This window comes from Halomonas sp. B23F22_20, assembly GCF_043496985.1.
In the GTDB taxonomy this organism is placed as follows: Bacteria; Pseudomonadota; Gammaproteobacteria; order Pseudomonadales; family Halomonadaceae; genus Halomonas.
The window spans coordinates 29,151-43,525 of the sequence record NZ_JBIEKH010000027.1 but is presented as its reverse complement, the minus strand read 5'-3'; the positions used below and the strand labels follow the sequence as shown (position 1 = coordinate 43,525).

9 protein-coding genes are annotated in these 14,375 nt (G+C 61.2%); 2 read left to right on the top strand and 7 right to left on the bottom strand.

Translation table 11 applies throughout. The features are described from left to right. The first annotated feature begins 1,137 nt into the window (after positions 1-1,137). Positions 1,138-2,355 (top strand): Hint domain-containing protein, encoded by a 1,218-nt coding sequence (locus ACGTN6_RS18110; RefSeq protein ID WP_394594344.1) that lies wholly within the window; start codon positions 1,138-1,140, stop codon positions 2,353-2,355. Positions 2,356-2,461: 106 nt separating this feature from the next. Next, the gene (locus tag ACGTN6_RS18105) at positions 2,462-4,846 is read left to right on the top strand and encodes a glycosyltransferase (RefSeq protein WP_394594343.1); all 2,385 of its coding nucleotides are present in this window, start codon (positions 2,462-2,464) and stop codon (positions 4,844-4,846) included. Between the two features lie 525 nt (positions 4,847-5,371). Here ACGTN6_RS18105 and ACGTN6_RS18100 read toward each other — a convergent pair. The 7 genes from ACGTN6_RS18100 to ACGTN6_RS18070 all read right to left on the bottom strand — a co-directional run bounded on the left by ACGTN6_RS18100 (position 5,372) and on the right by ACGTN6_RS18070 (position 14,350). Next, entirely contained in the window at positions 5,372-6,394 is a 1,023-nt protein-coding gene (locus tag ACGTN6_RS18100) for a phytanoyl-CoA dioxygenase family protein (protein WP_394594342.1), read from the bottom strand. A 6-nt stretch (positions 6,395-6,400) separates the two neighbouring features. Next, the gene (locus ACGTN6_RS18095) at positions 6,401-7,504 is read right to left on the bottom strand and encodes a glycosyltransferase family protein (protein ID WP_394594341.1); all 1,104 of its coding nucleotides are present in this window, start codon (positions 7,502-7,504) and stop codon (positions 6,401-6,403) included. Positions 7,505-7,648: 144 nt separating this feature from the next. Then, on the bottom strand, positions 7,649-8,776 hold the full coding sequence (locus tag ACGTN6_RS18090; protein WP_394594340.1) for a phosphotransferase: 1,128 nt from the start codon (positions 8,774-8,776) through the stop codon (positions 7,649-7,651). Positions 8,777-8,893: 117 nt separating this feature from the next. Beyond that, positions 8,894-10,300 carry a cytochrome P450 gene (locus tag ACGTN6_RS18085; RefSeq protein ID WP_394594339.1) on the bottom strand — a complete coding sequence of 469 codons (1,407 nt, stop codon included), beginning with the start codon at positions 10,298-10,300 and terminating at the stop codon, positions 8,894-8,896. After that, positions 10,293-10,598, bottom strand: coding sequence for a hypothetical protein (locus tag ACGTN6_RS18080; RefSeq protein WP_394594337.1), 306 nt, complete (start codon positions 10,596-10,598; stop codon positions 10,293-10,295). The genes ACGTN6_RS18085 and ACGTN6_RS18080 overlap by 8 nt, the downstream gene beginning before the upstream one ends. A 45-nt stretch (positions 10,599-10,643) precedes the next feature. Continuing rightward, positions 10,644-12,722 (bottom strand): glycosyltransferase family 2 protein, encoded by a 2,079-nt coding sequence (locus ACGTN6_RS18075; protein ID WP_394594335.1) that lies wholly within the window; start codon positions 12,720-12,722, stop codon positions 10,644-10,646. 227 nt (positions 12,723-12,949) lie between these two features. After that, entirely contained in the window at positions 12,950-14,350 is a 1,401-nt protein-coding gene (locus tag ACGTN6_RS18070; RefSeq protein WP_394594333.1) for a hypothetical protein, read from the bottom strand. Between the last annotated feature and the right edge of the window lie 25 nt (positions 14,351-14,375).

The window sequence follows — 14,375 nt, the reverse complement described above, 5'->3', positions numbered from 1 at the left end:
GGAACACGTGCTTCGCCAGGTCGATACCCACAATGCTAATGTGATTCATGGATGGACCCTCTCTTCGAGATGCCGTGGGTGCCCCATGCACCCGTCAGATGGCGTATACACACTCATCTTGGCACGTAGGGGGACGGGTCCATCCCATTTCCCACGAGACCCTGAGCGGTGGCTAAAACTCGCTGAGTGGGGCGCTTTTTGCCCACAACCTCGCGCAGCAAAGCTGCGCTCCCACGAAAACCTGTCCGATGGCTCCGACTTGCTGAATGGGGGTCTTCGTGGGAGCGCTGCTCCGCGGCGCGATCCGCCGCGCAGCGGCGGCGATAACGGCGCCGCTATGGGATCTCCCCCGGGCGCCTATCGGCGCCATTCGCGCAGAAGATCCGGAACGCCGGACCGTGCGCTCCCACGAAAACCTGTCCGATGGCTCCGACACGCTGAGTGGGGCTCTTCGTGGGAGCGCTGCTCCGCAGCGCGATCCGCCGCGCAGCGGCGGCGATAACGGCACCGCTGCAGGATCTTCCCCGGGCGCCTGGCGGCGCCATTCGCCCAATGAATTGGCCTCCCACGAAGACCTGTACGGTGGCTCCGACTCGCTGAGGGAGCGCTTTTTTCCCACAACCTCGCGCAGCAAAGCTGCGCTCCGCAGGCAGACATCCGTGCTTGTCTCCCCTGCCGGCTGCTTTCACGTCGCAGGGCGTGTGGCCATTGGCCTTGGCTGTCTCGATCAGGCTGTAGATTTCCAAACTGGCCCGACCACCGCTCGGCGTGTGGCTACCAAGGCGGCTTTGCGCTTCGCCAGCCTTTCACCATCGCCCTGCCTACTGATGTGCCAAATGAGTAGCCATTGTCTTACATGCCCATATCTCATTTCTTAAATAAAAAGCGATAAAATCCCCTATTAGAAATCCAGACATCTGACTAGCAAACCACTTAACAAACTACTTTCATAGTCAATATCCTACAGAGAAAGAATCTATTTTCTTAATTTTCTACTTCTAACACACCACTAGCTTTAAGTAGCGTGACACATGAGAAAACGCTGATTGGCAAAGACTCCGAGAGACTTGCTGAGTCTCCGAGACTGACTCTTGCGTCGCGCCTGCTAATCCACAGGGAAGGTAAGGGGGATGTAGAATGGCCGTTCTAAACATCGAACTTGCTGATGGTGAAACTCGTACCATTACCGAATCAGACACAGGTGGAGACGCCGACAATACCATCAATATCAATGGACTAGGAAATTCTGAGCTCATCGTCGATGGCACCTCCGCCACACTCGGCAGCATCCTTGACGTCCAGGCGGGCGCATCACCAACGTTCACCGCTACGAACGGCGGCAGCCTGACAGTTGATCAGGGCCTTTTGAATGTCAGCGCACTGGATAGTTTCTCTTTCGGCATCGAGGGTAACAGCGATATCACGCTGGATGCCTCCAGCATCAGTACTCTGAGCGGCTTGAGTGATTACAACGTCGACTTTTCTGGAGCAGAGAGTGGATCATTCACCTTCAACAAACCGGATGTCGGCCTGCTCGATAGCTACAGCTTCAATGTCACCGGCATGGAAGCCGGCGACGGCCTGAACCTTGGCGGTGGCGACTGGAGCCTGGATGAAGGCGCCCTCGGTACCCAGGACGCCTACCGTGATGGTGCCCTGCATATCACCCAGGGAAGCGCCCTCGCCGGAACGCAGGTCAATGCCAGCATCGAAATGTCGTCTGAACAATACGCGGAGTTCGAACAGGACCCGGAGGCGTTCCTCTCCGGTGGCAGCTTTACCCAGGTCTGCTTCGCGGCCGGCACCATGATCGCGACGCCCGAAGGTGAAAAAGCCGTAGAAACCCTGAAGACGGGCGACATGGTACTCACCGCCAGCGGTGCCCAGGTGCCGGTCAAGTGGATCGGGCTGCAGACCATGTCCCGCATGAAGGCCGGCAACCAGGCGCCGGTGCGCATTAGGGAGGGCGCCCTGGAAGCCGATAACCCCACGCAGGATCTCATCGTGACGCCCAGCCACGGCATGATCATCGATGGCCTGGTCATCAATGCTGGCGCGCTGGTCAACGGCGACACCATCGACTACGTGCCGCACAACGAACTGCCCGACACCGTGACCTACTACCACGTGGAAACCGACAGCCACGAGGTCATCATGGCAAACGGCAGCGCCACCGAAACCTACGTCGACTACATCACCCGCCAGGCATTCGATAATTACGCAGAGTACGTAGCTCTCTACGGCATCGAAACACGTGTCACCGAGATGCCGCGCCCGCGGATCTCATCCCGCCGCCTACTGCCCCTGGCCTTGCGACATCGCCTGGGAATCCAGGACACCTTCAAGACCGCCTGACCCGGCGACAAACAGAAGCTCCGCGACAGATCGGTCAGGCACTGCCTGGCCGATTTTTTTACGTCTATCCCCCGGATTCCAGTGCTGGATCAGGAGCGTCAACGCCATGAACATGATGAATGACACCGTGAAAGACCGGCCCGGCCCCCAGCAAGACACCGTCAATGAAACTCCCGATCCCCTCCAGCAGGCGCAGCAGGCGATGGCTGAAGCCGACCTGGAGCGCGCCGAAACACTGATCGATGAAGCCTTGCGCCAGCCATCCCGGCAGGCAAGGCGGCTATGGGTACGTGTCGCCTTACAGCAAGACCAACTCGAAACCGCTCAGTCTCGCGTCGCAATAGCGCAGGAGGCCGATCCCAGCGATTCTATGCTTCATGTCTTGGAAGCGCAGATACTACGACGGGCGGGACACCCTCGCCAGGCACTCCAGAGTATCAATCAGGCCATCCCGAAATGGCCCAAGAATATTCAGCTCAAGCTGCTTAAATTCAGGTTGCTGCAAGATCTTGGGAGGCTCCCGCCAGCCTTGGCGCTAGTGCGTAGGCTACGTCGCCGCTGGCCGGATCACCCGGGGGTGCTGATGGCGGTGGCCCAGTTCTATCGCGACCACGGCCACTTCAAGGCAAGTCGCCTCGTCCTCGACCAATTACTGACCCATCATCCGGAACATCGCCGTGGACGATTGCTGAACCGTGACCTGACTCACGCTAAGACAGGTGATGACAAGAATGCACCACTCGCCGATCTCATCCATCGGCTAGCCCAGCGCGACGAGCTATCACAGGCAGACACCGGCGAACTGCTGCACGCCGTAAAACTGTGTCCACTGCAAAAAGAGCTGATAAATGCCTGCCAGGACGGCCTATCCCGGCTGGACAACCAACTCGATATGATGAAAGAGCAAGAGAAGTTTTTGCTATTCAGCCAGGCGGAACGCTTCGGCATGGCCGACATCGCTCACAAGGCGCTCGAGGCACTTCTCGAGACAGGGCCGCGCTCGCCCCAGGTAGCACGTCGCCTGTTCCTGAAGGCTATCGCCTCAGGCGTCAGCGATCATGATGCGCTTATCTCGCGGCTGCTATGTCATATTGTCCCAGACAAGCGGGGGCTTCTGGAAGCGGAGTTCATCCTCCACACGCAAGGGCCGAAGGATGCCTGGGCACGGCTCAGGCAGGTACACCGCCAGCGGCGCTCACGAGTCGAAGTTCAGCAGTTGGCTCCCCTGCTGCGAACGACGCATGACCGCGCCCTCTACCTGCGCTATCTGCGCTTCTGCCGCCGACGCTGGCCCAGAGACGCCGAGCTACGCCTGCAACATGCTAATTCATTGGTCGAAGCAGGCTATCCGAAACGCGCGCTCTCCGTGTTGAACGCCCCCGTTCCTGCCAATAAGCGCCTGCAAAAAGCGCGGCTTCGAGCAAGCTGCCTGCTTGAGACCGGTCAGGTCAATGCCGCCAAGGCCGAGATGGAGAGAGTTGCTCACTATGGCGAAGCCCAAGGAGCACTACACTGCCACCTCGGCATACTACTGATGCTTGGCCTTGAGGAAGGCGCTCAGGCGTTCCTCGAACAGGCTCAACGAGGCAATCAAAACCAAACCGTGACATCGGGGCATTTTTCGATTTCGTCACTCGGTATGCAATTGAACGACCTGAGAATGTTTCACCGCGAACAGGCCTCTCTGACATCTCTCGCATCGCAGTCTCCCGGCAAGCACGACGCCTACCTGGTCGCTCACTACGTCTATCCGGCCAGACAGGTGATTCAGCGCAACGTCAGGTATAAAGTGGCCGCCGGTGAGCGTGGCACACGCCACATTCCCCGCCGAGTGGTGCAGTTCTGGAACGATCGACGACCGCCCCATAGCGTAGCGGAGATCATGCAGTCCTGGTCATCCGTGCCCGACATCGACTACCAGCGTTTCAATACTCTAACGGCACGCGATTTCTTGAGACATCACCTGGGCGCTGACTATGAGCGCGCCTTCCGGCTGGCCAATAACATCGCGGAAAGCGTCGATTTCTTTCGCCTCTGCTATCTGCGACACCACGGCGGCATCTATGCCGATGCCGATGACCGTCTCTCCGGTCGATTCGAGGCCCTGATTCCCCCCGATGTGGGGCTGGTGTGCTTTCGCGAGAACTACGGTGCACTCGCCAATAACGTGATCATCGCCGCTCCAGAGCACCCGGCCATCGTGCTGGCATCGGAAATGGCGCTCGAAGCCCTGCTGACACGCGACAATGAAAACACCTGGAGCAAGACGGGGCCCGGACTGCTGACGCGGGCGGTTGCCAGCTACCTGCTTCGCGGCAAGCCCGAACGTCCCGAACAGCGCGTTGCCATCCTGCCGAGTTACCTGCTCCGCCGCCAGGTTCACATTCACATCCCACTACCTCACAAGAAAACCGGCCAATACTGGAACGCGGCCAACACGACGGGGGTTGATCTTCGCCCCTTCTTTTCGGTTCATCACAAATCAGCGTGAAGCCATTTCAAAGCCAATGAGGCATGGTGAAAGCGCCTTTCGTGGGAGCGCTGCTCCGCAGCGCGATCCGCCGCGCAGCGGCGGCGATAACGGCGCCGCTGCAGGATCTTCCCCGGGCACCTATCGGCGCCATTCGCGCAGCAAGCTGCGCTCCCACGAAAACCTGTCCGATGGCTCCGACTCGCTGAGTGGGACTCTTCGTGGGAGCGCTGCTCCGCAGCGCGATCCGCCGCGCAGCGGCGTCAATATCGGCGCCGCTGCAGAATCTTCCCCGGGCGCCTATCGGCGCCATTCGCCCAATGAATTGCGCTCCCACAAAGACCTGCGCGCTGGCTCTGGTCCGAAGAACCCGCTTTTCACCAAAGGCCTCCCTCTCCCACCAACGTCATGACACGTGAAAAACCCGGGGCCATAACGAAAAAAGCCACCGCTGAACGTTATCTCCAGCCGGGAGGTAACGTTCAGCGGTGGCCGTAGACAATGGCACGACTGTGTCGAAGGCGGATGGCCCTCACGTCATACGGGTCATTCCTCCGCGGCGATCGAGCGTTCCACCCGATGCCAGGATGACTTCTGGCCGTGTGCCGCCGCTCGCACATCCTCGCGCTGACGCATGCGCTGCAACACACGGTATTGCAAGCGATTCAGGGCCTCGAACCCCAAGCCAGGGAAGGGGGTGAACGGGTTCGTGCGGCTCATGCCCCAGATTGCCAGCCGCGAGCTTCCCGGTTCGGCCTGGCCGCGCGCATGCACCCCAAAGGTATTGGCAATCAGCAGGGTGTTGGCCGGCACCGCCATCGCCACCGGCGGGGCGCACCCCAGGCTGGCCGCCTGTTCCGGCGGCACCCTGAATGAACCGCGCGAGGTATATCGATTCTCGTGATCTCGCGCCTGCTGGCTCATGGTGAATTCCCACTTCAGACGCGCCCTTCCCGGGCGATGGGAGCCCGGCACATAGATAAAGGGGCCGTTGATCGCCGAAACATCCTCCAGATACAGCCAGAATTTCATGGTTGGCTGGAAGGTATCGACGTGCAGGTTCTTCTGCGGGTCCACTGCGCCGTCCCGCTCGCCATTGAGCACTTTCTCGACGTGGCAGATGGGCATGCGCAAGTGCCCGGCGCAGTAGCGCAGCAGTCTGCGAAAACGCCGCTCCCGAAACAACGCCGCCGTCTGCGGCATCTCTGCCAGAACCTCCGGGGCGAGCAGCATGCGCCGTGTGCGGGCATCCCCCTGGCAGCATTGGCGCACCTCACCGCGTGCGGCCGTCACCTCTTCTACCAGCGCCGCGAAGGCCTCCGGCGGCAGGAAGTTCTCCTTTTTCACATAGCCCAGGCGCTGGTACTGGTCGCGATCCTCACGCGGGACGCCCCAGGCCAGCATGGCCATTCTCGCCCGCATGACACCATAGGCGCAGGCCACCCGTGCCACATGCAGCCCGCAGCGATTCAGGCGCCTGCTGCCGATCACCGGATTGGCGACGAAGGACTTGCTGCCGGTGAACAGCTCGCCGACCCACAAGGGCCAGCGCCACCACGTCTTGTTCATCGCTCGCTATATCCCTTTCCGGCTCCGCCGACATTCTGATCCTTCATATATCTCTCTCCTATCATGCTTGCCCTGTTCGCCCAGTGACTGCCAGAACGCCGCTGCCCGAGCGGGATCTCCCAGTTGGCGTGCCGTCTCCGCCGCGGCATCGGCCATTTGACGTGCATCCTCCGGGTGATTCAACAGCAGGCTCAGGCAGCGATGCCAGTCGGCGGGATCATCATCGGCCAGCAGACCGTTCACGCCATCTTGCACGATAACGGTATAAGGATAGCGACGGCTATAGATCCCCACCCCGCCCATGGCGGCAATATCCAGAAACTTGATCCAGGACTTGCCGCGATTAAACGGCGTATCCCATAGCGGTGCCAGGCCGATATGCAGCCGCTGGCGACGCTGATAGCGGCGAAATGCAGGCCAGGCCAACGGCGCCGGCGTAGTCACCCGCTCGAAGGAGGCCAAGCGCTCCGGGGCATGCTCTCCCAGCATGATCTCCAGGCAAGCATCGCGGCGCGACTCCATCAGTGTTTCCAGCGCCGGCATCATATGCTCGAGATCCTGCCGGTGCGCCCGGGTGCCGTGAAACCCGATCCACCAGGGCTTGGCTACCGTTGGGCCGGCCCCGAAATGCTCGCGCGACGGCAGTGGCGCAATCAGCGGGGGCGGCAGGACCCGCACCTCGGGCGTCCACCCGGAGAGACGACCGGCCAGCGCCTCGCTGCAGGCCACCGCGTCGTCGGCCAGGTCCAGCAGCCGGGGCTGCAGCGCCACCGCCGCCGCCATCCGCTGTCGATAGGCCTCCGGTAGCGCCTCATCCTCGGCCGCCGCCGCCAGATCGTCATCGATCAGATAGACGATGCGCCCGAAGCGCTCCCGGTGGTTCTCCAGCCACGCCAACCAGCCAGCGGGCAGCGTTCGGCACACCACGAGATTTGCCCCGAAGCGTCGCCTCACCCGCAGGCGAGCCGCGGCGTTGCGCCAGCCACGAACCTCTATACGCTCTACCGCCATGCCGGAATCACGCAAAAAAGGCGCGGCCGACTCGAGGAAGTAGATGTCCTCGGTCGGCCGCGCCCCATCGCTCAGCAGCAGCCATCGATCATGCGTCACGGGCTAACCTGACATCCTTTAACCAATACCATTGCGTCGGCACCTTACTCGCCCATCGTTCGACCACAGCGATCTCTCGCAACAGCCATCGTTCAGCCAAGCTGAACTCTCACCATCCCAGGAACCTTGCGCCCACAGAATGCGCTATTGTGCGTCTCGGATCCACTGCCTCAATACGCGCCCATCACCGGACCCATGAAAATCCGGGAGGTCGCAATAGCGAAGCAAGTAACTAAATACCAGGACGCCCAAGCGATACGGCATGACTTGCTCATCGAGACAGCGCAATGCTTGAAAGTCCCGCCCGGCACGCAGCAGCAGCGCGGCATCGAAGCCTACGGGCAGATAGCCCCAGCGATCCCAGTCGATCAAGGCCAGCTCGCCATTTTCGGGATCGACCAGGACATTCTCCCAGTGCAGATCCCCATGCGACAGAACACGAGGAAGCCGCCCCACGATTCCCATCAGCTTGACCAGAAAAGCCAGCTCGCTGGCACCGGCGCGACGCCGCAATGCCACCAACAAGGCATCACGCAATAATCGACCGCAACCGCTTTTGCGTCGGCCTCGTCGACGCCCTAGCCTACCCCGCTGCCGCTCACCCGCCTGCTGCAGCAGCTGCAGCTGTTCCAGGATCGCTGGCGCCCAAAGCCCCCAGTCAGGACCAAGACGACTCAGCGTTTTTCCCTCTTGGAAGGCATGCACATGAATCCATCGCTCATTGACGGCCAAGCAATCAAGCAGGGCCGGCGCCGCAATGTCACATGGCCCCAGAATCAGATCATGCAGATGCTTCAGATCTTCATGCTCGGCACGACCGACGCCAAGGCGCACCATCAGCGTCGGCTGCCCGGTGCGATATAGCAGCGCACCTGTCACCGACTGGCCATTCTGGCCGAACACGGGGCGGAACTCCTCGAATGGCATGATTTCCAGCAATGACGCCAGCTCAGCGTATTCGGGGTGCTCCCGCACCAACGAAGAAGGCAATGCGATCTGCCCCGTTTCAAGGTACAACCAGGGGCTATGCCCCAACGCCAGGCCCTCTCGGGTACGCACGCGCACGATATCGCCTGGCAACAGATCGAGTCGAACGGCAAATCCCACGCGGCCATCAGGCGACAGCCCCGCCGAGCACACATCTGGCCGAACGTCATCACAGGTCAACGTTGCGCGGTCCCGGCCATTGACCGAAAGCACCACCCGTGAAGCGGTGCTCCAGCCCGCGATGAACCCCGCGGAGACGTCATCCACGAATCCCGTTACGCTCACCGCCAGTTCCTGACCCGCACTCTCACAACGCAACTCTCATGGCGTAATACCCTAGTCTCAATCTCAGCGAAAAATCCCCATGGTTAGCGCCAGACCCGCTTCGACCACAGCAGAGACTCATCCGCGCGGCTCCAGATACATCGGCAACCCACCCGCCGGGCGCAGCGTCAGGCGACATTCGATGCTCACCTCATGCCCCGGCACCACGCGGGGAGTGAAACGCTGTGCCAGCGTGGCCAGACACAGAATGCCCTCATACAGCCCGAAGCGCTTGCCCAGGCACACTCGCGGCCCGACGCTGAATGGCAGATAGGCGAACTTGTCGATGCGTGGCGCCCCTGGCAGGAAGCGCTCCGGCCGAAAGTGATCGGGCGCGTCCCACAGCTTGCGATGACGATGCAGCAGCCACGGCAAAGCCAGCATGATCGTGCCGGGCTTCACCTCACGTTCCTGCACCACATCGGCCGCGCGAGCCTGGCGGCTGAGCAGCGGCACGGGGGGATACAGGCGCATGGCTTCCTCGAATACCGCGCGGGTATACGGCAGGTCGTCCACGTCATCGAAGGTCGGCGTGCGGCCACCCAGCACCTGATCCAGTTCCTGCTGCAAGCGCGCCATGGCCTCGCGATCGTGGTCCAGCAGGTACCAGCTCCAGGCCAGCGAATTGGCCGTGGTCTCGTGGCCGGCCATGAACATCACGATCGCCTCGTTGCGCACCGCCTGTCGCGCGAACGGACAGGCCGCGGCCTCTGCGGCCGAGCCTTCCATCTGCTCCATGAAACTCGCCACCAGACTGAAGCGACGTTCGCCGGAAGGCGCCGCCCGGCGCTCGATGATGCGGTCGATGACCTCATGCACCTGCTGCGCCGAATAGCGCGTGCGCGCCTTGCGCCGCGGATTGCCCAGCAGCTCCAGGAACGGCAGGCCCAGGGTGCTGGCGAGATCGAGCTGGGCCACGTGGCGCTGATACTCGGTGAACCCCGCCACCACCTGCTCGGCTTCGGCGTCGGTGGTGTCATCGCCGAAGATACTGCGCCCGATGATGCGCGCGGTGAGATGCGCCATCTCCTTGAGCATGTCCACGGGCTGCTCGGCCGGCAGCCTCGCCCAGTGCTGGGCGGTCTCCTCCGCCGACGTCGTCATCACCTCGCTGAACGACGGCAGCAGGCGGTTGTGCAGCGCCGGGGCGCATTGCTGGCGGCGTTCTTGCCACAGCTCGCCGTCGCTGACAAAAAGCCCATCGCCCAGCAGCGGCGCCAGGGCCTGGCGCATCTGCGGACTCTTGCGGTCGTAGTTGTCGTGCTCCTTGAGGAACACGCGCCGCACGCTATCCGGCGAATTGCACAGCACGTAATCCTGCTTGCCCAGCGAGAAGCGCAGCGAGCGAACGCCATAGTCACGCTCACGCCACACCGACAGCAAGTTGCGGTTGGCCATGCGGATACGCTGCCAGATACCCTGCTCCGGATCGGCCATGGGCACCGCGACCGGTGCCGGTGATGCCATCACGGCGTCGTCAACCACGTTTTACTCCTATCAAGGGCAGCCAATTCCTGGCCGCTAATGCCAATAACACACAGCCGGCCAGCGGCGCCGCCACATCCAGAACCGAATCCATGTTCCAGTGATACACCAGACCGTAGTACCAGGGCACGGCGTTGCCGCCTCCGCCCTTGGCTTCATGCTGGGCAATCTCGCGTCCCAGGAACACCGCCACCGACATGCCAGCCGCTGCCCAGCGCCCGAACACGGGCCACAGCAACAGCTGGATGCCGATACCGATGGCGAAATGCTCCAGATGGGTCGTATTCAGCTCGAACATGGGAAATACCGCCTACGGTGGCGTGATACCGCAAAGGGATAGCCGCTAGCGTAGGGAGAAATCCTCGTGCACTAGCGTCAGGTTGGGGTTGTAGGCCGGATCCTGATCCAGCGCTTCGCCCCAGGTACGGCGCATATATTCGGCTTCGGCATTCGCCCTGGCACGCTTGGTCGGATCATCATCGGCGCCGCGAGAGATCGACTCGTGATGGTAAAGCTCGGCATAGGGCGTCCACAGATTGCGATATCCGGCTTCGCGCACCTTGAGGCAAAAGTCGACGTCGTTGAAGGCCACCGCCAGGTGCTCCTCATTGAGCCCGCCAACCGCATCGAAGACCTCACGACGCACCAGCAAGCAGGCGCCGGTGACGGCCGATAGCCCATGTGCCAGATGCAAGCGGGTGAAATAGCCCGGCGAGTGTCGGCTGAAATACTTGTGGGCATGCCCGGCCACACCGCCGATGCCCAGGATCACGCCGCCGTGCTGAAGCGTGTCGTTGGGGTAATACAGCTTGGCCCCCACGCAGCCGATCTCGTCACGGCTCACCTGACGCACCATCTCGCAGAGCCAGTCGGCATTGATCGGTTCGATATCGTTGTTGACCAGCCCCAGGATCTCGCCCCGGGCATGCCGCGCACCGAAGTTGTTGATAGCCGAGTAGTTGAAGGGGTGATTCCAGTGCAGCACCTGGACCCGCTCATCCCGCTTGGCGACCTCCTCCATGTAGCCCAGCGTGTCGGCGCACTCGCTCTGGTTATCGAGGATCAGCACCTCGAGGTTCGGGTAGTCGGTGCGTTCGAGGATGGCATCGACGCAGGGCTTGAGGATCTCGACCCGATCCCGAGTCGGCACCAGCAGGCTCACCAGCGGCGCCGGCGACGGCAAGGGCCATTGCACGCGGTAGGTGTTCGCGAAATGGCCATGTCGCACTCGCGCCTCAGGCGCATGCGCTTCCAGGTACGACGCCACCGCCTTAAGGCCGGCCTCGCTGGTGTAATCCTTCTCTCCGCTGGCCAGCGCCGTGGAGCCCTCGCCCGCCCGCCAGTGATACAGCACGTGGGGCACGTGCACGATCTGCTGCGGCTCGAGCCGCGCCGTGCAGCGCAAAGCAAGATCATGATCTTGGCTGCCCTCGAAGCCTTCGCGAAAGCCACCCACCTTACGCATCAGAGAAGTGCGGAACACGCCCAGGTGCGAGAGATAGTTCTGGGCCAACAACAGGTCGGGATTCCACTGCGGCTTGAAGTGAGGATCGATTCGCTTGCCATCATCGGCAATCTTGTCCTCGTCGCTGTAGAGCACGCCAGCATCGGGATGACGATGCAAGGCCTCCACGACGTGGAACAGTGCTGCTTGTGACAGGGAATCGTCGTGATCGAGCAAGGCGGTAAACTCGCCCTCCGCCATCTCCAGCGCCGTATTGCTGGCCGCACAGATATGACCGTTACGCTCGCGGAACGCGACGCGAATGCGTGAATCACGCTCGGCATACTCCGCCAGCACTTTGCCAACGTCCGGGTCGGTGGAGGCATCATCCGCGATGCAAAGCTGCCAATGGGGATAGACCTGATCCAGCACCGAATCAAGACACTCGCGAAGCCATTCGATGCGAGGGTTATACACGGGCACCAGGATCGAAATCAGCGGCTGCCGGGGCAGTTTGTCGATGACACGACGCATCCTGTAGGGCCCCAGCTCACGGCGCGTTTTCAGCCAATGGGTATAGCTGTGCCGAACCGTGCGCCGCTCGAAGGTCGCTTCATACTGCTCGAGCGCCAAGTCACGCCAGTGGCAACCGTCTTTCCGAGCATGATGCTTCAGCGCCGTAATGACATCGTCCTTGGCCACATGCCGCCAGCGAAAGTGCATATTCGCCAGCCGCTGCGCGAGCCGGTCCTGGGCAAACCAGGGGGTCAACCAGGCGATACGCAGATGCTGCAGGGTGAAGCGTCCCTCACTGCCCATGGGATCGAAGCGCAGCGCCTTAAGCCGCTTGGGAACGTAAAACATCCGCTTGGTCACTCGGCCACTCTTGAGCGGCAAGTAGATGCTCTCTTCCTCACTGAAGCCATTGCCGGTGTCGAGGTAGACCTTCACCGCCACGCTGGGCTGATCATGATCCATCGCCACTTCAAGCATTTGCCAACCCGGCAACGGCAGCCGGCGGCGAAGCAGAAACTGCGGATCATCACTGGTCGCCTTCCAGTCATAGCCCGTATCGGACGCATTCTCTCGGCGTAGATCACAGTGAGGAGTGAAGTAACGGGACGGCAAACGCACCAAGGGCGTATCGTCCAATCGATCGGCCAACCAGCGCGAGCCTTGAACCAACCACCAGTGCTTCCAAGGCTTCATTGATCACTCGCTTCAGCAGTACGATCCGTCAAGGCCTTGAGGCCGGCCTCTCTGCTCTGCATTTTTTTCTCGATGCGTGCCTTGATATTCTGAATGCCGAGACCCGTTGGCCGTTTCGACAAGGCACGCTCAATGGCAAACAGCGCATCCTCCAGCAGCTCTTGTCGCTCCAGCAGCACCGCGAGCTCGCGCAGGTAATCCGCCTCACCGGCGTTATCCTTGCTCAGCGTCTTGCGCTGATGCTCGGTAAGCCCTGGGGTCGGTTTCACACCGGCGGGCTCACTGAACTCGATACCCAGAATGTCCAATAACTTGCAGAACGCATATTCCTGCCGTCCCTGATCGCGTAGCTCCACGGCACGCAAGCGGATTTCCTGCACCGCCTTGGGGGCATCCGCCTGCAGCGCCGCCAGCGGTGCTCTCAGGTCCAGCCCGCCAGCACCGGCGGTTCGCGCACCCTCGCGGGGCATCTCGGCAGCAGCCTTGAGTTCGGGGAATCTTTCCACGACAGGGGTCATCTGCTTGAGCAGGTGCTGTTCCAGGCGCTCGCGCATTTCCCTGGTGAGGTCGGCAACCGTATAACCATACTCATCTTGAGCGCGATCAGAGTAGCCCTGGAGGCTCCAGTCAACCTGGTGAGCCAGGCTATCCGGGGCCCCTTCCAGCACGGTGTTGAGCAGTCGCTTGAGCTCCAGCGCCGACTTCACGTAACTGCGGTTGGTGATTCCTTCTGAATGTTCCAGCAGAGAGGAAACATCATCGTCTGAAAGACCCAAGGCTTGCAGGAAACGCCCCTGTACCGTCGCCCCTCCCGCACTCGGCGATTGATAGGCCATGAAACAGCAGTTCTCGTCCCTGAACGCCTCGGCCCATTGAATCAAGGGCAAACCAGCCAAGTGCCCCGCCGGGCGTCCCAGAAACTCAGGCAACAAGGCTCCCAGCCGTCGAGTACTATGATGGCGCTTGATACCCTGATTGTGATTGGCCAGAAGATAATCCACCGGATGTCGCAGAAAGCCTATTACCTTGACACGCAGCCCCTGGCAGATTTCTGCCATTGCCTCGTGCTGCCCATAAAAGGCCTCAGCGGACAGCATAAGCGTCGCTTGGTGCCCGCGCGCTTCATTCAGCCAACGCTGGAAGGTGGCACCAGCCTGTTCCTGTTTACCACTTAACAGGGGACCAGCCACCTGGGTATGCCCCCCCGACACCCCATTGATATCCAGGGTATGCTCGGGGTAGTAATAGCCCAACGCCAGCAGCTTATCACGGTGCGAAACACAGAAACGCTGAATGGCCGAAGAACCACACTTTGGCGCCCCAATATGTAACACCACATCAACTGGGGCGCTGGTCTTTGTGGAAGAACGCAGAGTTCGAATCACACTTTTGATCATGTAGATATTCAACCTGAAAGTATAC